The 20,810-nt window shown below is 47.6% G+C and carries 22 protein-coding genes and 1 pseudogene; 9 read left to right on the top strand and 14 right to left on the bottom strand.

The genetic code is table 11. The annotated features are described in order from the left end of the window. Positions 1–137: 137 nt before the first annotated feature. The 6 genes from ATB02_RS21250 (at position 138) to ATB02_RS21275 (ending at position 2,964) form a co-directional block, all read left to right on the top strand. On the top strand, positions 138–467 hold the full coding sequence (locus tag ATB02_RS21250) for an Eae protein (protein ID WP_105272201.1): 330 nt from the start codon (positions 138–140) through the stop codon (positions 465–467). Continuing rightward, positions 464–937: a class I SAM-dependent methyltransferase gene (locus ATB02_RS21255; RefSeq protein ID WP_000145671.1), complete on the top strand. Its 474-nt coding sequence runs from the start codon at positions 464–466 to the stop codon at positions 935–937. The genes ATB02_RS21250 and ATB02_RS21255 overlap by 4 nt, the downstream gene beginning before the upstream one ends. A gap of 146 nt (positions 938–1,083) precedes the next feature. Then, on the top strand, positions 1,084–1,500 hold the full coding sequence (locus ATB02_RS21260) for a hypothetical protein (RefSeq protein ID WP_001343341.1): 417 nt from the start codon (positions 1,084–1,086) through the stop codon (positions 1,498–1,500). A 1-nt stretch (position 1,501) separates the two neighbouring features. After that, on the top strand, positions 1,502–2,083 hold the full coding sequence (locus tag ATB02_RS21265) for a DUF551 domain-containing protein (RefSeq protein ID WP_000207906.1): 582 nt from the start codon (positions 1,502–1,504) through the stop codon (positions 2,081–2,083). Next, complete coding sequence (locus ATB02_RS21270) at positions 2,083–2,655, top strand: 3'-5' exonuclease (protein ID WP_001061339.1); 573 nt, start codon at positions 2,083–2,085, stop codon at positions 2,653–2,655. The genes ATB02_RS21265 and ATB02_RS21270 overlap by 1 nt, the downstream gene beginning before the upstream one ends. A gap of 36 nt (positions 2,656–2,691) precedes the next feature. Further along, positions 2,692–2,964 carry a pyocin activator PrtN family protein gene (locus ATB02_RS21275; protein ID WP_001093909.1) on the top strand — a complete coding sequence of 91 codons (273 nt, stop codon included), beginning with the start codon at positions 2,692–2,694 and terminating at the stop codon, positions 2,962–2,964. Between the two features lie 26 nt (positions 2,965–2,990). On the opposite strand, the gene ATB02_RS21280 is transcribed toward ATB02_RS21275, so the two are convergent. The 4 genes and pseudogenes from ATB02_RS21280 to ATB02_RS21295 all read right to left on the bottom strand — a co-directional run bounded on the left by ATB02_RS21280 (position 2,991) and on the right by ATB02_RS21295 (position 5,654). Beyond that, on the bottom strand, positions 2,991–3,425 hold the full coding sequence (locus ATB02_RS21280) for a type II toxin-antitoxin system YafO family toxin (protein WP_000549966.1): 435 nt from the start codon (positions 3,423–3,425) through the stop codon (positions 2,991–2,993). A gap of 16 nt (positions 3,426–3,441) precedes the next feature. Continuing rightward, a complete protein-coding gene (locus ATB02_RS21285) occupies positions 3,442–3,981 on the bottom strand; it encodes a hypothetical protein (RefSeq protein ID WP_001504946.1) in 540 nt (179 codons plus the stop codon). 202 nt (positions 3,982–4,183) lie between these two features. Next, positions 4,184–4,288, bottom strand: a pseudogene (locus tag ATB02_RS21290) (tRNA-dihydrouridine synthase); the annotation flags it as partial. Positions 4,289–4,649: 361 nt separating this feature from the next. Next, positions 4,650–5,654 carry a DUF2713 family protein gene (locus tag ATB02_RS21295; RefSeq protein WP_105272187.1) on the bottom strand — a complete coding sequence of 335 codons (1,005 nt, stop codon included), beginning with the start codon at positions 5,652–5,654 and terminating at the stop codon, positions 4,650–4,652. Positions 5,655–5,970: 316 nt separating this feature from the next. Here ATB02_RS21295 and zur point away from each other — a divergent pair, with 316 nt between their 5' ends. Then, a complete protein-coding gene (gene zur, locus ATB02_RS21300) occupies positions 5,971–6,486 on the top strand; it encodes a zinc uptake transcriptional repressor Zur (RefSeq protein WP_001353540.1) in 516 nt (171 codons plus the stop codon). A gap of 41 nt (positions 6,487–6,527) precedes the next feature. Here the strand turns inward: zur and ATB02_RS21305 are convergent, their stop codons facing one another. The 4 genes from ATB02_RS21305 to dgkA form a co-directional block, all read right to left on the bottom strand. Further along, on the bottom strand, positions 6,528–6,737 hold the full coding sequence (locus ATB02_RS21305; RefSeq protein ID WP_001030595.1) for a CsbD family protein: 210 nt from the start codon (positions 6,735–6,737) through the stop codon (positions 6,528–6,530). A gap of 115 nt (positions 6,738–6,852) precedes the next feature. Then, positions 6,853–8,178, bottom strand: coding sequence for an MATE family efflux transporter DinF (dinF, locus tag ATB02_RS21310; protein WP_001353541.1), 1,326 nt, complete (start codon positions 8,176–8,178; stop codon positions 6,853–6,855). A 72-nt stretch (positions 8,179–8,250) separates the two neighbouring features. Next, positions 8,251–8,859: a transcriptional repressor LexA gene (lexA, locus tag ATB02_RS21315; RefSeq protein WP_000646078.1), complete on the bottom strand. Its 609-nt coding sequence runs from the start codon at positions 8,857–8,859 to the stop codon at positions 8,251–8,253. Positions 8,860–8,968: 109 nt separating this feature from the next. Then, positions 8,969–9,337: a diacylglycerol kinase gene (gene dgkA, locus ATB02_RS21320; protein WP_000002907.1), complete on the bottom strand. Its 369-nt coding sequence runs from the start codon at positions 9,335–9,337 to the stop codon at positions 8,969–8,971. 170 nt (positions 9,338–9,507) lie between these two features. Here dgkA and plsB point away from each other — a divergent pair, with 170 nt between their 5' ends. Further along, the gene (gene plsB / locus ATB02_RS21330) at positions 9,508–11,931 is read left to right on the top strand and encodes a glycerol-3-phosphate 1-O-acyltransferase PlsB (RefSeq protein ID WP_000017354.1); all 2,424 of its coding nucleotides are present in this window, start codon (positions 9,508–9,510) and stop codon (positions 11,929–11,931) included. 154 nt (positions 11,932–12,085) lie between these two features. On the opposite strand, the gene ubiA is transcribed toward plsB, so the two are convergent. The 6 genes from ubiA to malK form a co-directional block, all read right to left on the bottom strand. Continuing rightward, entirely contained in the window at positions 12,086–12,958 is an 873-nt protein-coding gene (gene ubiA / locus ATB02_RS21335; RefSeq protein ID WP_105272189.1) for a 4-hydroxybenzoate octaprenyltransferase, read from the bottom strand. Positions 12,959–12,970: 12 nt separating this feature from the next. Continuing rightward, positions 12,971–13,468, bottom strand: coding sequence for a chorismate lyase (gene ubiC, locus ATB02_RS21340; protein ID WP_001353542.1), 498 nt, complete (start codon positions 13,466–13,468; stop codon positions 12,971–12,973). A gap of 221 nt (positions 13,469–13,689) precedes the next feature. Next, on the bottom strand, positions 13,690–15,270 hold the full coding sequence (locus tag ATB02_RS21345; protein ID WP_105272190.1) for a SopA family protein: 1,581 nt from the start codon (positions 15,268–15,270) through the stop codon (positions 13,690–13,692). Positions 15,271–15,498: 228 nt separating this feature from the next. Continuing rightward, the gene (gene malM / locus ATB02_RS21350) at positions 15,499–16,419 is read right to left on the bottom strand and encodes a maltose operon protein MalM (RefSeq protein WP_032185672.1); all 921 of its coding nucleotides are present in this window, start codon (positions 16,417–16,419) and stop codon (positions 15,499–15,501) included. 242 nt (positions 16,420–16,661) lie between these two features. Beyond that, a complete protein-coding gene (gene lamB, locus ATB02_RS21355; RefSeq protein ID WP_105272191.1) occupies positions 16,662–18,002 on the bottom strand; it encodes a maltoporin LamB in 1,341 nt (446 codons plus the stop codon). Between the two features lie 71 nt (positions 18,003–18,073). Further along, a complete protein-coding gene (gene malK, locus ATB02_RS21360) occupies positions 18,074–19,189 on the bottom strand; it encodes a maltose/maltodextrin ABC transporter ATP-binding protein MalK (protein ID WP_000179165.1) in 1,116 nt (371 codons plus the stop codon). 364 nt (positions 19,190–19,553) lie between these two features. Between malK and malE the strand changes: the two genes are divergently transcribed. After that, complete coding sequence (gene malE / locus ATB02_RS21375) at positions 19,554–20,744, top strand: maltose/maltodextrin ABC transporter substrate-binding protein MalE (RefSeq protein WP_105272192.1); 1,191 nt, start codon at positions 19,554–19,556, stop codon at positions 20,742–20,744. Positions 20,745–20,810 lie beyond the last annotated feature (66 nt).

Genomic DNA, 20,810 nt, shown 5'->3' on the forward strand with positions numbered 1-20,810 from the left:
ATCCTGAGTAAAACGGTGGATCAATATTGGGCCGTTGGTGGAGATATAAGTGGATCACTTTTCATCCGTCGTTGACACAAATATCTGAATGCGATGTGGCGGAGTGGGAAAAAATGAAACAAATGTCACTAATTGAGATGGATGGTTTTCTGAAAGGTAAATGCATCCCAAGTGATTTAAAGGTTAACGAAACAAACGCTGAATATCTGGTGCGTAAATTCGATGAAGTACGTGCTGAGGCTCGCAACGAGGGTATTAACTATACCGCAAGCCGTCTTGCTGCTGCTTTCAATCACGGATTTATCAATAAGCCTTTGGCTGAAGTTTTCGACGTTACACGCATGATTCTGTCAGCAAAAGAAGAGTTAGCTAATGAATCGCATCCGATTGATGGCCTGTCCGGTGAATATGCAGAGAAATCCCTTGAAGAATGGGCGGAACGGCTTCGCAAAGGAGGCAGCCAGTGACTGGACATGCAGCAATCCTCGACATGTGCTGTGGCAGTCGCATGTTCTGGTTCGATAAGAATGACGACCGGGCGATATTTAGCGATATCAGAAAGGAAGAGCACACATTGTGTGATGGACGACGCCTGATTATCAGTCCTGATCTGATAGCTGATTTTCGTGCACTACCATTTGCAGACGCATCTTTTTCGATGGTTATATTCGACCCTCCGCATCTTGAGCGTGTTGGTGATAACGCCTGGATGGGAAAGAAATATGGACGGCTGAATAAAGATACCTGGCGTGATGATTTGCGGCAGGGATTTAAAGAAGCCTTTCGTGTGTTGCGTCCATCCGGCGTTCTGATTTTTAAATGGAATGAAACGCAAATACCTGTTCGCCAGATATTGGTACTGACCGACAGAAAACCTGTTATCGGTCAACGAACAGGAAAAAACGATAAAACCCACTGGATTATTTTTATGAAATAGGCATCCAGTGAGTAGGTTCGTAAGGTTACAGATACGTATATCTGAATAATTAAATTCAGTTCTGTAAATAAAATTTAATCCTTAACCGGAGGGATTCCTGCACCCTCAGAACATCAGGAGACCGCCCGAAAGGGCGGTAATGAAAAATGGCTGAATTAACCAAATGGCTACAAAACACGATTACCGGAATTGAAACGGTAGTAGACGATAAATCGTTTGTATGTGATGAAATAGTATTCAAAATCGATGTGGTTAAAAACGTACTTACCGCATTTAAAGTCGCGCTGGCATCGCTGGAAGCAGAGCCGATAGGTTTCCGTTGCAGGCGCAATGATAACCTTGGTGACTGGAGTTACGTATATCATCGAGAGCCAGATGATTTTGAGCGCAAACATTTAGTGATAGAGGGCATTTACGCCGCCCCTCCAGTGCTAGTAGTACCGGAAGAAAAACCAATGCCTAATCCTCTTAGCATGTACGCGGTCGATGCTGTTGCCGCTATTGCAGAGGTGAGAGGCTGGAACGCCTGCCGTGCCGCTATGCTTCAGGGGAAAGGAGAGTGATATGACCACTATAACCGATAAGAAACAGTATCCCAGCGATCAATATCTTAATGAGCTGATCACCAACATGGAGTTTGCTGCAAGGGCACCAGTTGAAGTCGTGAGAGCGATGGCAGCAGAGCTACAGAAGCGGCGCGAAGCTGATAGTGCAGAACCTGTAAGCCAAACTTACAACTTGCCAGAATTAATCGAAGGCATGGAAGTTTCCATTGATGTAAGCACTTGTGATGCTGATTTAGGTAATCGCTATTTCGGCACCGTAACCGAGGCGTTAGAACTTGATACTGCCAAGAATGGTTACATCCTCCTGGTTCAGGACGCAGAGCCAAACTTCGATGTAAATGGCAACTCTCCGGTAACTCCGGATGGTTGGATAAGCTGTAGTGATCGAATGCCTGAAAAGGGCCAGAACGTGCTTATTTCGGTGAATTTCGATAGCTCTCTGGTTGAACCGCTAATATGCTCCGCACGCTATACCGGAAGCACCTTTCGGCGCGGAGATGCAACGATTAAGCCGGGTAATGGTATTGAGCAAGCAACTCACTGGATGCTGCTACCGGAACCGCCGCAGGAGGTGAAGTGATGAACAACTTAATGATCGACCTTGAGACGATGGGGAAAAATAAGGATGCACCGATCGTTTCCATTGGCGCGGTGTTCTTCACTCCAGAAACCGGAGACATCGGACAAGAATTCTATGCGGTTGTCAGCCTAGACAGTGCTATGAAGCAAGGAGCTACACCTGACGGCGATACCATCCTGTGGTGGTTGAAACAAAGCCCTGAAGCGCGAGCTGCAATCTGTATTGATGATACTTTGTCGATCAGCGATGCTCTCTCAGAACTAAACCATTTCATTAACCGGCACGCAGACAATACGAAATATTTAAAAGTCTGGGGTAACGGGGCCACCTTCGACAACGTAATTTTACGTGGAGCTTACGAGCGAGCAGGACAAATCTGCCCGTGGGCGTACTGGAATGACCACGATGTACGCACGATCGTTACGCTTGGGCGTTCCATCGGATTCGACCCCAAAATGGACATGCCTTTCGATGGCGAACGGCACAACGCCCTGGCTGATGCCCGTCATCAGGCAAAATATGTTTCCGCTATCTGGCAGAAATTAATTCCTGCCACCAGCACAGAATTATGATCTTCCCGGGTGCAGCCGGTTTTGATGGAGAAAATTATGAACACCTTGTTTTTACTGATGGCTGAATTCAATACCCCAAACATTGAGCTGTCAGCTGTATGCCAAAAGTATTTCGGTATGAGCCCTAACACAGCAGAAGCGAAAGCAAATGCATGCCAATTGCCGATCCCGACTTATCGTGTTGGTACATCACAGAAAGCAAAGCGCTGCATCAACATTCAGGATCTTGCTGAATATATAGATAAACGGCGTGAAGAAGGCAGAATTGAATGGGAGAGGGTAAGAACAAATAGGAAAATAAATAACTAATCTCACAAAAAACCCGCTTCGGCGGGTTAGTTTTCATCTTTATAATTCTGGGCAATTCGCGCCAGATAGCTCATCACATCATGTTTTCTTGCTTTTTCATGTGCATCGGGATACATAATAGCAATGAGTGAATATTTATTCTCATAAAGCTCACCTTGGACATACACAAGACAAGCATCATTATCAGGATCACCTTTCTTGCAGACCCTATCCGGTTGTGGAAGTTTCTCGGGAAACTTGTTTGGCGGTAGACAAAGATGGATATGCATCAACCCAGCCCGAAAAGCACCATAGGGCTGAGTATACGCAACGTCCCTACCGAAATAATGCGGAAGCTCACCGGTTGCTTTGTATCTCTTGAAATCATCAATGATAGAAGACTCTAGCTCCGGGAATTTGAGAAAAACTTCATCAAAAAATTCAGCTCTAGTTTCTGGATTAATAGAGACTTCTAGATGCATGGTCGTCCGCTATCGGTTAGTGAAATTGCATCGATTTTAGCTTATTTGATGTGTGACTAGCTAGTGCTGCAATTCCAGCAAGATCCGCGCGCCCGCTAAAAGTAACAGTTTCTTTAAATATGCTCTTTATGTAATTGTTAAGGCGAGTGACAGATGAGCGAGCTTTAGCAATATGACGCCAGTAAACCTTCAGTTCTGACCTGATAAATTCAGGCAGAGGCGATTCAATTGTACGCTTCACTTCTTCTTCAAAAGCACGCAGGAACATTTCGCATGCCTCTGTCGTATCTGTCCCGTTTTTGGAAACAAACTCGCGAGCATCTTGGCTATTAAGATCAATCAAACAGATATAGTAGTCATCTGCTGCAATTGTTAACTTTTGCAAGATCTCCTTACCCTCTTCCATTCTGCGTGAGAATTCCTCAACAGAAGGAGAGTACTCAAAAGGTTTAGCAATCACAGGGGCTGGCTGGATGATGAACTCCTGCGCCATAGCAGCAGGACAAGCCAGAGGCCCGCACAATGCAGCAAAAGTAATGGCGTTAAACGGATTCATGGCAACCTCAACTGTTTTACTTACTAAGCAATAGCCTTAGCTATTTGGAGCAAAGTCTATAACCGCGGTTGTTTTTGGTCAATCAGATAAGGCAGCAAATGGTGCTTTATGAATAGATATGAATAGAAAGAGCAAAACTTCAGGTTCCCAATAGGCTCCCGCAAAGTGTATAACTAGTTGTTTTTCAAAAACGGTACATCCTATCGAGCATTGGTGCAACGCTAAACCGACCACTCCAGTGAACGTCAGTTTTTTCAGGCATTGCGCTGGTTTGGTTGATTTTTTGCATTTCAGAATTACCGTGCATTTTCAAAAGTAGAGATTATTTTAACGATATATCATGGAGTTATGTTATTCAGCATCACTGTTCAGGAGGCTCAATAGCGGGGTACTATACCATAACAACAGGAAGCGCCTGGCTCTTTGAAAAAGAAAAATGAGATCCCTTCAAAGCGTGACGCTCTCGCGAATTGAAGAAATAATCTTATTAGATGTTAGCGTTGTGAAAAGCAATGATAAGCAATTCAGTTTCGACGATAAATAAAAAATCATACATAAAAGCGTGTTGAACTATCTCGCGGCGAATGGCAATGATAGATAAAAAAGAACCCAAGCAATATTGGGTTCTTTTATGTAAAAAATTCCATACTACAGAGAAAATTCACATTTTATTTTTTTAACACAATACCGAATAGGTCATAAATGAACTTAATAATATCTTCGTTAATGAGATCGTTGTCATTTATATCTTTGTCATTCATATCTTTGCCAATTACAATGGGTCCCGTTGAGTCTGGGTCAAATGATTGAACGAATTTAATTAACGTCTCACCTGCAGCCTGCATTTTTGTAATGTCTGTGATGTCTTTATTGTCTTCTTCAGCCTGCTTTCTCCTATCATTCAGAATTAAATTAAAATCCAGTTCATTTTTATCTACTAATTCTTTCATATCCATCAGGCTTTTTTTCATCACTTGACGAGATAATATTTTTATCTTACTTGTTATGTGGTTTTCACAATAATCATTAACTCTTTGTGCTGTTGCTATGATATCAGCTGATGCACTACCATATGAGAATGAAAGTAAAAGGGAAGCCAAGGGTTTTAAGCGAGCATCGTTCTTTGCTTTATATGCATTTTCCAAATTTAAAAAACCTTCGCTTACAGTTTTTAGATGTAATGACGCTACAGGTACTTTACCATAGGGTTTATCATAAAATAGCTGAATTGCGGAGGGAAGGTCATTCTGATTTATTACATCGAAAGTACACCTGTCTATTAGAGTTGCATCGCTATTTTCCATTGGATTACAAACAAAATCCATCGCATAATGAAAAATCGCCCGTTCTACAAATGCAGAAATATAGTCACGATCACCTAATTGCTCATTAGTGCACTGTTCAATACACTCCTCAACCCAATTTTTGAGAGCATTTATTCGTCCAATTAAGGAAACATTCTTTTCACTTGCAGTCCATAAATTATGGGTAATCCTCTGAATAAACAAATCTATTTTTGCAATAATCGCAGCGCGATTACTCATCGTTGCATAATCAACCGATTTATTATACAGATCCTTAAGTTTTCCCGAGCTTACATCTTTATTATCGTATTGATTTGAGTTGAGGCTTTTATTAAAGTAATCTCTTGAACTTCCTATTATACTTGACATAATTTATCCACCTTTTTACCGAGCTGTATCATTCTTATAATTCATTTGACAAAAAGTCACTATCAAAAATCGCTCATAATTTCTGATCTGTAGGCATACTTTCAAACGCATTTAAATAAATAGCGAGTTAACTTCAAGCAATGTATTTAAAAATGGAGTAATAATTATTGTCATGTTGATAATGGTGTCACCTGGCTATACAACACCTTACCTATGAAGCAGAAAATCAACATTACAACAACAATAAGGGTTCTCGGTGTTTTTCCTGGAACATGGTAAAGTAAGGACATTCTTAACCCACACCTTGAGGTGCCCGATGGAAAAGACCACAACGCAGGAATTATTAGCGCAGGCTGAAAAACTCTGTGCGCAGCGTAATGTGCGCCTGACCCCGCAGCGCCTGGAAGTGTTACGCCTGATGAGTCTGCAGGATGGCGCTATCAGCGCTTATGATCTGCTTGATTTGTTGCGCGAAGCTGAACCGCAAGCCAAGCCGCCAACGGTTTACCGCGCGCTAGACTTTCTCCTTGAGCAAGGGTTTGTGCATAAAGTTGAGTCCACCAACAGCTATGTGCTCTGTCATCTGTTCGACCAGCCAACGCATACTTCAGCTATGTTTATTTGCGATCGCTGCGGTGCGGTGAAAGAAGAGTGTGCGGAAGGTGTGGAGGACATCATGCATACGCTGGCGGCAAAAATGGGTTTTGCCCTGCGGCATAATGTGATTGAAGCACATGGATTATGTTCAGCATGTGTAGAAATAGAAGCGTGTCGTCATCCTGAACAGTGCCACCATGACCACTCTATTCAGGTGAAAAAGAAATCTCGCTAACAGGGCGTACATCCTTGTACACGTCGGGCAGAAGGGATTAATTACCAGCGATATTCATTGCGGGTTTCCCAATCCACGACCTCTTTTTCTGCCTGATCTTTCTGATAACCATAACGTTCCTGGATTTTACCGACCAGTTGATCACGTTTACCTTCAATGACCGTCATATCATCATCGGTCAGTTTGCCCCATTGCTCTTTCACTTTACCTTTAAACTGTTTCCAGTTACCGCCGGCTTCATCTTTATTCATAATCAAGACCTCATCGTTAGGTTGTGAATGAGAGTACGCTCACTTTTCTTCTGAACGTGAGATTAAGTGTAGTCAGGAATTTTACCCAGGATTATTTATTCAGAATTTTTAACCGTCACGTTGCTGCAAACCAGGTACCGTTGCGCCAGTGACGCTGCCAGATAGCTGCCAGAGAAAGCCCGCGCAGCGCCAGAAAGACAGTTAACGCCAACCACAAACCATGATTGCCCAGCCACGGCAGCGTAAGGAGCGTCAGGGCAAAACCTGCTGCTGCTACCGCCATACTGTTACGCATTTCAGCCGCACGCGTTGCGCCTATAAACATGCCATCCAGTAGATAACACCAGACACCGACCAATGGCAAAATCACCTGCCAGATAAGATAGCGGTCGGCCAGCTGCTGAATCTGGGTTAACGACGTCAACAACGCAATGATGTGTTCCCCTGCCAGTAAATAAATCACCGAAAACAGTAGTGCAACGATCCCCGACTGGCGGCACGCTGCGCGCCAGACCTCCAATAGCTGGCTCCCGTCGCGCGCACCGTACGCCTGACCTGAATGCGCTTCAACCGCGTAGGCAAAACCATCAAGCGCATAGGCGGTAAAGGTGAGTAGAGTCATCAGAACCGCGTTTACCGCGATGATGTCACTTCCAAGTCGTGCGCCAAGTACGGTGATCGCACCAAAACAGAGTTGCAGCAACAGCGAGCGCAGCATGATATCGCGGTTAAGCGCCAGCAAACGACGGAAATTACCTCGCCAGGCTTTTTTCAGCATTTCGCCGGAGATACCGCGTGTTTTGATGATTTTACGCACTAGTAGCAGACCAATCAGCAATGTTGCATATTCCGCAATAACCGTCGCCAGCGCAGCGCCCTGCACGTTCATATGCAGCCCCATCACCAGCCAGACATCCAGCACTATGTTGAGAATATTGCCGACTACTAACAAAATTACTGGCGCACGGGCATATTGCACGCCGAGTAGCCAGCCAAGTAACACCAGATTCGCCAGCGACGCCGGTGCGCTTAACCAGCGGATTTCAAGAAAGCGCCGCGCCTGTTCCAGCACTGCTTCGCTACCGCCAACAATATGCAGCGCCAGATCGATAATCGGCGTACGCAGTAGCGCAATTAACGCCCCAGCCCCCAGAGCCAACAGCAACGGCTGTACCAGCGCACGGGCTAATGCCTGGGGATTTTGGGCACCATAAGCCTGCGCAGTAAGCCCGGTGGTGCTCATGCGCAAAAACAGCAACAGCATAAAGAGAAAGCTGGTCGCCGTTGCACCAACCGCCACACCGCCCAGATAAACCGGACTATCAAGATGACCAATAACCGCCGTATCGACCAGCCCAAGCAACGGGACGGTGATATTGGAGAAAATCATGGGTAAGGCGAGATGCCAGAGTGCTTTATCAGATGAAGTGAGGAATGCCATGCAGACAAGCCTGATGAAGAGAGATGAAAAACAAACCGCGACGCCAGGCGGCATCGCGGTCTCAGAGATATGTCACAGCCAGTCGCCGTTGCGAATAACCCCAACCGCCAGCCCTTCAATCGTGAAGCTTTGCTGACGAAGGTCAACGACAATCGGTTTAAACTCACTGTTTTCTGGCAACAGTTCGACTTTATTGCCCTGTTTTTTCAGACGCTTAACGGTAACTTCGTCATCAATACGAGCGACGACGACCTGACCATTACGTACGTCCTGAGTTTTATGCACAGCCAGCAAGTCGCCATCCATAATGCCGATATCTTTCATCGACATCCCGCTGACGCGCAGCAGGAAATCCGCATTCGGCTTGAACAAGGAAGGATCAACCTGATAATGACCTTCAATGTGCTGCTGCGCCAGAAGCGGTTCACCGGCAGCCACACGACCTACCAGTGGCAACCCCTCTTCCTCTTCCTGTAACAGACGAATCCCGCGTGATGCGCCGGAAACAATTTCAATAACGCCTTTGCGTGCCAGCGCTTTCAGATGTTCTTCAGCCGCGTTTGGGGAACGGAACCCCAAACGCTGCGCGATTTCCGCACGCGTCGGCGGCATACCTGTCTGGCTGATGTGATCACGGATGAGATCAAACACCTCTTGCTGCCTGGCCGTTAACGCTTTCATTCCGCCCCCTGGGTGTATATACAGTTATGCTGTGAGTATATACAGCAAAAGGCGATTTTGGAACCATAAACTGCACAATAAACCAGAGATTTATCGAATTCTGGAAGGGTTATCCAAAATGCGACCATAACAGGATGCACCAGGTAATCACGGCGACGATAATCGCGATCAGTACCGCAGCGGACCCCATATCTTTAGCGCGTCCGGAAAGCTCATGGTATTCAGAGCCAATTCGGTCAACCACGGCTTCAATGGCACTATTGAGAATTTCCACAATCATCACCAGCATGACGGAGCTGATAAGCAGCACGCGAGTAATCGCGTCCACATCCAGCCAGCAGGCGATGACCACCGCCAACAATACCGCTACGCCTTCCTGACGGAATGCCGCTTCGTTGATCCATGCCGCGCGTAACCCCTTCCAGGAATAGCCAGCAGCTTTGATAATTCGGGTGAATCCAGTGGTATTATTGGCCATTGAAAGAACCTTTTTACATTATGAGCGTCAATATCAGTGTACCGTTAAATCCGATGATTCGGGTTTGCGTAACGCCGCGCGAAACATGAGCGGATACCACAGAATTTCCCATGAGTTTCTGCTATCCTTGCCGCGCATTTGCATTATTAACCAGAGGCTTTACATCGTTTATGTCCGGCTGGCCACGAATTTACTACAAATTACTGAATTTACCATTAAGCATCCTGGTAAAAAGCAAGTCTATTCCGGCAGATCCTGCCCCTGAACTGGGGCTGGATACCTCTCGTCCAATTATGTACGTTTTACCGTACAACTCGAAAGCAGATTTGCTGACGTTGCGCGCCCAGTGTCTGGCACATGACCTGCCTGACCCCTTAGAGCCGCTGGAGATTGACGGCACGCTACTGCCGCGCTATGTGTTCATTCACGGCGGGCCGCGTGTTTTCACCTATTACACACCGAAAGAAGAGTCCATTAAGCTGTTCCACGACTATCTTGATTTGCATCGTAGCAATCCAAATCTGGATGTGCAGATGGTGCCGGTATCGGTGATGTTCGGTCGCGCGCCTGGGCGGGAAAAAGGTGAAGTGAACCCACCGCTGCGTATGCTAAATGGCGTGCAGAAATTTTTCGCCGTACTGTGGCTCGGTCGCGACAGTTTTGTGCGTTTCTCACCGTCAGTTTCTCTGCGCCGCATGGCCGATGAACACGGCACGGATAAAACTATCGCCCAGAAACTAGCGCGCGTGGCACGTATGCACTTTGCTCGTCAGCGTCTGGCTGCCGTAGGTCCACGTCTTCCTGCCCGTCAGGATCTGTTTAATAAGCTGCTCGCCTCCCGCGCCATTGCCAAAGCGGTAGAAGATGAAGCGCGCAGCAAAAAAATCTCCCATGAAAAAGCGCAGCAGAACGCCATTGCACTGATGGAAGAGATTGCGGCGAATTTCTCTTACGAGATGATTCGCCTGACTGACCGTATTCTGGGCTTCACCTGGAACCGACTTTATCAGGGCATTAACGTCCATAACGCTGAGCGCGTTCGCCAGCTGGCTCATGACGGTCATGAGCTGGTATATGTGCCTTGCCACCGCAGTCACATGGACTACCTGCTGCTTTCTTACGTGCTCTATCACCAGGGGCTGGTGCCACCGCATATCGCCGCCGGGATCAACCTGAACTTCTGGCCTGCCGGGCCGATTTTCCGCCGTCTGGGTGCGTTCTTCATTCGCCGTACTTTTAAAGGCAATAAACTCTACTCCACCGTTTTCCGTGAGTATCTCGGCGAACTGTTCAGCCGTGGTTATTCCGTCGAGTACTTTGTGGAAGGCGGTCGTTCCCGTACGGGGCGTTTGCTTGACCCGAAAACCGGTACACTGTCGATGACCATTCAGGCGATGCTGCGTGGCGGCACGCGTCCGATTACGCTGATTCCGATCTACATCGGTTATGAGCACGTCATGGAAGTGGGTACTTACGCCAAAGAACTGCGCGGTGCAACGAAAGAGAAAGAGAGCCTGCCGCAGATGCTGCGCGGTTTAAGCAAGCTGCGTAATCTCGGTCAGGGTTACGTCAACTTCGGTGAACCAATGCCGTTGATGACCTACCTTAACCAGCACGTACCAGACTGGCGTGAATCTATCGATCCCATCGAAGCGGTGCGTCCGGCCTGGTTAACGCCGACGGTCAATAATATTGCTGCCGATCTGATGGTACGCATTAACAACGCAGGCGCGGCAAACGCCATGAACCTGTGCTGTACTGCGCTTCTGGCGTCACGTCAGCGCTCACTCACCCGCGAGCAGTTAACCGAGCAACTCAACTGCTACCTGGATCTGATGCGCAATGTGCCTTACTCCACGGACTCTACCGTTCCTTCAGCCAGCGCCAGCGAGCTTATCGATCACGCGCTGCAAATGAACAAGTTTGAAGTCGAGAAAGACACTATCGGCGACATCATCATTCTGCCGCGCGAGCAAGCGGTGTTGATGACCTACTATCGCAACAACATTGCGCATATGTTGGTGCTGCCTTCGCTGATGGCGGCAATTGTCACTCAGCATCGCCACATCTCCCGCGACGTATTGATGGAGCACGTCAATGTGCTTTACCCAATGCTGAAAGCGGAGCTGTTCCTGCGCTGGGATCGCGACGAATTGCCAGACGTTATTGATGCGCTGGCAAATGAGATGCAACGTCAGGGTCTGATTACCCTGCAAGATGATGAGTTGCATATCAACCCGGCGCATTCTCGCACGCTACAGCTGCTGGCCGCAGGCGCGCGCGAAACGCTGCAACGTTATGCCATCACCTTCTGGCTGTTGAGCGCCAACCCGTCGATCAACCGCGGTACGCTGGAAAAAGAGAGCCGCACCGTCGCGCAACGTCTCTCCGTGCTGCACGGTATCAACGCGCCAGAGTTCTTCGACAAGGCGGTGTTCAGTTCTCTGGTGCTGACACTGCGTGATGAAGGGTATATCAGCGATAGCGGCGACGCCGAACCGGCAGAAACGATGAAAGTCTATCAGTTGCTGGCGGAGTTGATTACATCAGACGTGCGTTTGACGATTGAGAGTGCGACGCAGGGCGAAGGGTAATCAGTGAGAATTGCCGGATGCGGCGCAAACGCCTTATTCGGCCTACCATGATCTGCAAATTCAATAAATTGCGATATGTTGTGTAGGCCTGAGAAGCGCAGCGCATCAGGCAGCCCAGAAGAAAGCCGGATGATCATCCGGCTTTTTTACATCATCAGAAATGCCAGTAACTCATTGCCAGCCCTAAAAACAGTACCAGACCAACATAGTTATTATTCATAAATGCCTTAAAGCAGGCTTCTCGCTCACGGTTGGCAATCAGTTTTTGTTGATAAACAAACAGCGCGCCAGCCACCAGAATTGACCAGTAATATCCCCAGCCTAAGCCATTTAACTCACCGATGATCGCCATCAGCGCCAGTACGCCAATCTGCAAAATACCAATAATCAATTTATCGTATTGGCCGAACAGGATTGCGGTGGATTTAATGCCAATCTTCACATCATCATCACGATCAACCATCGCATACTGCGTGTCGTAAGCCACTGCCCACAGAATATTGGCGAGGAACATTAACCAGCAACTCAACGGCACCGACTCACTCACAGCGGCAAAAGCCATTGGAATCGACCAGCCAAACGCCGCCCCCAGCACCACTTGCGGTAGATGGGTATACCGCTTCATAAACGGGTACACCCACGCCAGCGCCAGCGCGGCAATCGACAACAGAATGGTCATCGTATTCAGCGTCAGCACCAGTAAAAACGAAATCAGTACCAGCACGACAAACAGCGCACGCGCCTCTTTCTCCGTTACCGCGCCGCTGGGAAGTGGTCGGTTCGCCGTACGCTTAACATGACCATCAAACTTGCGGTCAGCATAATCATTCACCACACAACCAGCAGCGCGCATCAGCCAGACACCCGCGACAAACACCGCCAGGATCCAGAGCCGGGGAACGCCCGGTGTCGCCACCCACAACGCCCATAATGTTGGCCAGAGCAGCAGTAACGCGCCAATTGGCTTATCCGTACGCATTAAGCGATGAAACGCCAGCAGCTTATTCTGCGTCAGACTCCACTCCATATTTTTTTCCTCTTAGTACAACGGTGACGCCGGTAAAAACAGTTCGGTTAGCAACAGCGGTTTACCGCTTAATCGCAGGCGGGAACGTCGCCCCCACAGTCCGGCATCACGGCCTATCTCAATAAAGTCCCGGGTTAATGTCGATGATGTGAACAGATAGCGCCCTAACGGCGTTTTACCCAATTTTTGTAACGCCAGCTCCGGCCCGCTTAACGTTGACTCAGGAACGACGGTACGACCGGCAAGCCACGGTTCACCATCGGCACATAACAAAATTTCACGTAACCAGTAACGGGACTCTTTCGGCAACAATGGCAGTTCTTCGTGGATTTCATTCTGCCCGACAAACCCTTCGCGGATCATCGTCACGCTCACTGTTTTTCCCTGCTGCTCAAAACGTTTCGTCATGGAATCTTCCAGCAACAACCAGTCGAGCAGTTGCGGATCCAGGGAAGGGATCTCTGTAAAATAGCGCAGCGCACGCAGTTGCGTTAACGCGGGGTGTGACATGCCGAACTCTCCGTTACATAACGTAAAGGCATTGTATCGCAGAAAAGTGTTTACGGGAGATGTATAGCAAATTAAGTGATCTAATGCGCAACAAAAACGCAACAATCGCATGAAGTGATAAAACGCTGTTGAACCTTACGCTTGCCGATGCCCGTGCTGGCAAGAGCAACCATAGGGGCATCACCGCCCGGGATGCCAGGAATGGTGATGTTTTCCTTTACTTACACACCTTTATTCTTTTTATGGATAGCTCGCCAACTTGCAGTAAAAATTGGGAAAAGCGCATGTTCATCATGAGATGTGGAGCCGAAAAGTGTTTCCGGAGTAATATTAACAGGCAGCATTTCATGTCTGGATTTAAAGATATAGGTGGATTTCCAATGGGTATCTTTTGTAGGATTCAACATATCATGTAAGCGCTGGGAGCTTACCACCATAACTGGCCCATCATCGACAGAGGAAAACAGGATAAAGATATTGTCGTTTTGTGTTAATTGCTTGGCGTTAAATGTTCTTAAATAATCGTCAACTTCTTTAAATACAGGTGATATATGATCACTGCGTATCCACTCTTTATAAAGATACCAGGCATTTTCTCTGATAATCTCATCCGATGATCGTAGAGCCTGATCGATAAGTTGGATAAAAAAATTATTATTTTGATCAATCAACCATTTATTCACACGAAATCTATTAATGAAAGTATTCATCTGTGTGACATCAAATTTCACCTTACTAAAACGATGTTGACGCATAAAAATATCGAACTTATCATCTTCATCATGATATAAATAGCTACGTATAATTGGATTGCTCACATAAGGATAATGACTAAATGTGTTTTTCATATTCTCAATAAAGTTTTTATTAACAATATTAAGAATTTTTAATTGTATCACCAGTTTGACTGCCAGAACGGATTTTAATTTCACTGCATTATCAGGCAACGTATTAATCATTTGGATAATGCCATTGATATAACCATCAAGATCTTCATTACCAAATATATCTGAGTAATCAATCGTTAATGCCAATTTCTCTGTAATGCAGTCTTTAAAATTCCCTGTCGACATTCGCACATGATCAAACATAACAGCTGTCAGATTCGATTTAATAAATGATATTTCTTTGGTAGAAAGAAATTCTGCTCTGGTGAAGTGCGAAGCATAAAGATAACAATTATCGAAGTTTGAATTTTTAATCTGACATTCGCGAAAATTACTATGACCAAGTTGACTCTGCGAGAAGTCAACTGTATCAAGAATATTTTGGCTAAAATCAACACATTCGCCACTCGTTTTGAGAAAAATCACATTGTGTAAACGTCGACATTTAAATATGACATTATTAACTGTTGCCTTAGTAAAATTGCAATTCTCAATTTCTTTACATTCGAAAGTTGCATGTTGTAGATTTGACGATAAAAAAGATACCTCCGAAATAACGTCACCTTTAAAATGGCAACTTGTTAAATCCAAATCAGACAGGTCGATATACCCCTGCGCATCTTTATCCATCAGAAAATCACAAGCACACTCTATTTTTTCATTTCTATAAAATTTTACGCTTATAATATCATTACTGATTGAGACTTCACGAAACATATTTATTGAATGATTTTTTTCGTTCCGTTGTTTTATATTTAAAAATATATTGCTGATATAAATAAAATTTTCTCGATTTAACCCTGGTACCCCATTGAAATTACGTAGTAAATCAAGATCTAATTTATTATTTCCTTGCACCACATCATGTTTCATCAAAGAGTTATTGCCGCCAGAATTTGTGATATGACCTATCATAAAACCTCTGTATTACAGAAATAAAATAACCTGGAAAAGTAGCCTGAGCGTCCAGACACTACCGGGGATAGGAAAAGAATCTCTGATATGGCATTGAGATAATGCACATTCTTAGTGAAGAAGAAGTGAAGTACTATAAAAAATCGCTCATATCCCAGGAAAGAAGCACAAAAAAAGGTGCGCCAGGAGACGCACCAGTTGTTGCAAAATCAGCACTGTGGGGCGTAATTACCCCTTGCCTTTTACACTGCTGATAAAGGTGGAACGGGCAGATGTTGACCCCAGGCGTTCAGCTTCATCAAGCAGTTTTAACGCCTTATCAACATCACCTTTCGCGACAGCGTTTTTGATCGCGGTATTAAAATAACTTTCCGTGTCGTTGAGCATCGGCTCGCTTTTCTTCACCGGTGCCGGAGCGGGTGCAGCCACAGCTGGTGCCGCCGTGTTGCCTACCGTAACCGGAGCTGGAGCGGAAGAACCAAATAGAGGCCCCACCAACACGCTGGAACTGGAGTTCGTTTTCACTTTCAGTTTCAGTAAGCCATCGGTGGTATGACGAGCAACCGGGTCAGGAATATCCGGGATCGAGTTACCGACGCCTTTGGCATAGGCTTTTGCCGGGTCGAGCAGTTGGGTCGTCTGCTGGAGATCTTTTTCCGTGGTAAAGACCAGTACATAAAGTTTCTGCTGCCCCAACGCCGGTGTCAGGCGCATAACGCCTTCCAGACGGTCTGCGCTCATCACGCCAGGTTCCTGGTAGGTGAAATAACTGCTGGGGAAGAAGGCTGATGGGGTCATATTCTGATCAAGAATCAGCACGTTCGGCGCAAATACGCTAGTTTGTTTGTTCACTTCGCTGGTCAGCGTTAGGGTCAGTTCGCCAATGTTTGCCGGGACGCTGTACGCAGCAACCGGACCACTGATGCCGGGAACGTTCAGTTGTTGGCCACCGGTCGCCAGTTGGGTGGTCTGGGTTTTCGATTGATCGACCGGTGTCCAGGTGAGTTGTTGCAGCGCGGCAGATGGAATGGCTGGCGCGTCACTGGTGTTTTGCGGTACGTAGTTAACTTCGGCAAGGCTGACTCCAGGCACGCTTGCCAGCAACCCTGCTGATAAACAGAGGGCGATGAGACTTTTATTCATTTTCATTGTTTTCACCTCAAAATCTGGAGTTCAGCGGTAGCCAGGCAATAGCGCGCCAAACCCGATAATCAGAGGGGCTTTCGCCCCTTTCAGATAATGACAACCTGTTTTTATGCCGGATGCTGCGTAAACGCCTTATCCGGCCTACATTTGACAGCCGTTGTAGGCCTGATAAGACGCGCAAGCGTCGCATCAGGCGCTGATTGCCGGAAGCGGCGCGAACGCCTTATCCGGCCCAGGTTTTGCTATTACCACCAGATTTCCATCTGAGCACCGAAGGTCCACTCGTCGCTGTCGCCACGTCCGAAGCTGCCGCCGTTGAAATCAGCTGGAACAGCTTTGCCGTAGTATGGGTTGGTTGAAGAGCTACCGTTGTAGTCATAACCCCATTTCTCATCCCACTTGGCGTAGGTTGCGAAGACACGAATAGCCGGGCGTGACCAGATGCTGTCGCCAGCTTGCCATTGTTGTGCGAGGGTAATTTTGTACTGATTGTTCTTGTCACCAGTGCGCTGGGATTCGACGTTGTCGTAGCCGATTTCCATCACGGTGCTCATGATTGGCGTCCACTTATACATCGGGCGAATACCGACGGTCCACCATTTGGTGCCGTTGTCGTTATCCCAGTTGATATCCTGGTACATACCCACGTACATCATGTCCCAGTTGTCGCCCATGGAGATCGCACCATGGTCGAGGATACGAAGCATGTGACCGTTGTTATTGATATTGTAGGCAAATTTTTCGTTATCAAACGCAACGCCAGAACCCTGCGACAGACCTTTACCCTGTGAGGTCATCGAGTCAGTAGCGTACTGAACAACAAACTTGTTAAAGCCCTTCAGGACACTCTGAGTATGTTCTGCAGTGAATAACCAGCCATCTTTCGATGCACCATCAACCAGACGATAGTTATCACGCAGATTGGCACGACCGTAGTCGACACCCAGCTCTAACGTGCCGCCCGGGTTGATTTCCATCTGCGCTAAACGTACGTCGAATACGTCGTTCGCGGTTTCGTTGGTATAGTAATAAATATTATTGCTGGCGAAAGAGGAAGAACCACCAGCTTCAGAGGAACGGGTTGCTGCCAGAGAGAGTTTACCAAAGCCAACATCGATGTTTTCCAGACCGGCACCAGGACCAGAAATATCCCAGTAGTAGAAGTCGATCATATGAACGTCATGACGTTGGTAGAAACGCTTACCTGCCCAGATGGTGGAGCCTGGCAGCCATTCAATCAGGTTTTTACCCTGCACGTTTGCTTCACGGAAGGCTGGATCGGTAGCTTCCCAGTCATTTTGTTGCGCGACGGAATAGGCCACGTTAGTGTCGAAATAGAAGCTCTTATCGCCTTCTTTCCACACTTCCTGACCCAATTTTAATTCAGCATAAGTTTCACATTCGTTGCCAAGACGGTATTTACTTTGAGCACCGGTAGTCTGGAAACACTGTTGTTCGCCGCCGCTACCTGTCCAGCCAATACCGGAACGTGCATAGCCGTGGAAATCAACAGCCATTGCCTGAGCAGACATTACGCCCGCTGCGACGGCAACCGCCAGAGGAAGTTTGCGCAGAGTAATCATCATTCTATCTCCTGAGTCATTGCTTTTCTTTTTTCACATCACCTGTGACAGGCTTTGTGTGTTTTGTGGGGTGCTTAAACGCCCGGCTCCTTATGCAGTCGACGACATGCAGTGCCATCCTCACGGAACAGATGGCAACGCTCTGGCGGCAGACCGATAGCGAATGTGGCACCTTCTTCTACCAACACCACGTCGTTCTGGCGGTACACCAGGTTTTGACGAATGGAAGGGATCTGGATATGGATTTGAGTTTCGTTGCCGAGCTGCTCGACGACCTGAACTTCACCCTCAAGGATGACGTCAGCGATATCACTCGGCAGTAGATGTTCCGGGCGAATACCCAGCGACATATTGGCTCCAACCTGGACATCACGGCTTTCAACCGGCAGCCAGACTTGCTGACGATTCGGCATCGGCAGTTCCACCTGCACTTGATCGATTGCTGTGGCGGTCACTTTTACCGGCAGGAAGTTCATCTTTGGCGAACCGATGAATCCGGCGACAAAGCGGTCTGCCGGATAGTGGTACAGCTCCAGCGGTTTCCCAACCTGCGCCACGCGACCGGCGTCCAGCACCACGATTTTGTCGGCCAGCGTCATCGCTTCGACCTGATCGTGGGTGACGTAAATCATCGTGCGGCCCAGGCGTTTATGCAGGCGGGAGATTTCGATACGCATTTGCACACGCAGTGCGGCATCAAGGTTGGAGAGCGGTTCATCGAGCAAAAATACGCTTGGCTCGGCCACCAGCGTACGGCCAATCGCCACACGCTGACGCTGACCACCAGAGAGCGCTTTCGGTTTGCGATCCAGCAAATGCGCCAGTTGCAGCACTTCCGCCACCTGGTTGACGCGTTGGTTAATCACCTCTTTTTTTGCGCCTGCCAGTTTCAGGCCAAATGACATGTTTTCTGCTACTGACAGGTGGGGATAGAGCGCGTAAGACTGAAACACCATACCAACGCCGCGTTCTGCTGGCGGAGTGTCATTCATCCGTTTCTCACCGATGAACAGGTCGCCGCTGGTGATCGTCTCAAGCCCGGCAATCATGCGCAGTAAAGTCGATTTTCCGCAGCCAGACGGCCCGACAAACACCACGAATTCACCTTCATGGATGTCGAGATTGATATCTTTCGATACCACGACCTCGCCCCAGGCTTTCGTTACATTTTGCAGCTGTACGCTCGCCATGCCCTTCTCCCTTTGTTACAACCTGTCATCGACAGCAACATTCATGATGGGCTGACTATGCGTCATCAGAAGATGGCTTAAATCCTCCACCCCCTGGCTTTTTTATGGGGGAGGAGGCGGGAGGATGAGAACGCGGCTTCTGTGAACTAAACCGAGACCATGTAAGGAATTTCGTGAAGTTGCTTGCAAAAATCGTGGCGATTTTATGTGCGCATCTCCACATTACCGCCAATTCTGTAACAGAGATCACACAAAGCAACGGAGGGGCGTAGGGGCAAGGAGGATGGAAAGAGGTTGCCGTATAAAGAAACTAGAGTCCGTTTAGGTGTTTTCACGAGCACTTCACCAACAAGGACCATAGATTATGAAAATAAAAACAGGTGCACGCATCCTCGCATTATCCGCATTAACGACGATGATGTTTTCCGCCTCGGCTCTCGCCAAAATCGAAGAAGGTAAACTGGTAATCTGGATTAACGGCGACAAAGGCTACAACGGCCTCGCTGAAGTCGGTAAGAAATTCGAGAAAGATACCGGAATTAAAGTCACCGTTGAGCATCCGGATAAACTGGAAGAGAAATTCCCTCAGGTTGCGGCAACTGGCGATGGCCCTGACATTATCTTCTGGGCGCACGACCGCTTTGGTGGCTACGCTCAATCTGGCCTATTGGCTGAAATCACCCCAGACAAAGCGTTCCAGGACAAGCTGTATCCGTTTACCTGGGATGCCGTACGTTACAACGGCAAGCTGATTGCTTACCCAATTTCTGTCGAAGCGTTATCGCTGATTTATAACAAAGATCTGCTGCCGAACCCGCCAAAAACATGGGAAGAGATCCCAGCGCTGGATAAAGAACTGAAAGCGAAAGGTAAGAGCGCGCTAATGTTCAACCTGCAAGAACCGTACTTCACCTGGCCGCTGATTGCTGCTGACGGGGGTTATGCGTTCAAGTACGAAAACGGCAAGTACGACATTAAAGACGTGGGCGTGGATAACGCTGGCGCGAAAGCGGGTCTGACCTTCCTGGTTGACCTGATTAAAAACAAACACATGAATGCGGACACCGATTACTCCATCGCAGAAGCCGCCTTTAATAAAGGCGAAACAGCGATGACCATCAACGGCCCGTGGGCATGGTCCAACATCGACACCAGCAAAGTGAATTATGGTGTAACGGTACTGCCGACCTTTAAGGGCCAGCCATCCAAACCGTTCGTGGGCGTACTGAGCGCGGGTATTAACGCCGCCAGTCCGAACAAAGAGCTGGCGAAAGAGTTCCTCGAAAACTATCTGCTGACTGACGAAGGCCTGGAAGCGGTTAATAAAGATAAACCGCTGGGTGCAGTAGCGCTGAAGTCCTATCAGGGTGAACTTGCGAAAGATCCTCGTATTGCCGCCACCATGGATAACGCTCAGAAAGGTGAAATTATGCCGAATATCCCGCAGATGTCCGCTTTCTGGTATGCCGTGCGTACTGCCGTGATCAACGCCGCCAGCGGTCGTCAGACTGTGGATGCAGCGCTGAAAGATGCACAGACTCGTATCACCAAGTAATGCAGTGAAATGCCGGATGCGGCGTAAACGCCTTATCCGGCCTACAAAACCGAAACGTATGTAGGC

Source organism: Escherichia sp. MOD1-EC5189 (genome assembly GCF_002966045.1).
Classification (GTDB): Bacteria; Pseudomonadota; Gammaproteobacteria; order Enterobacterales; family Enterobacteriaceae; genus Escherichia; species Escherichia coli_F.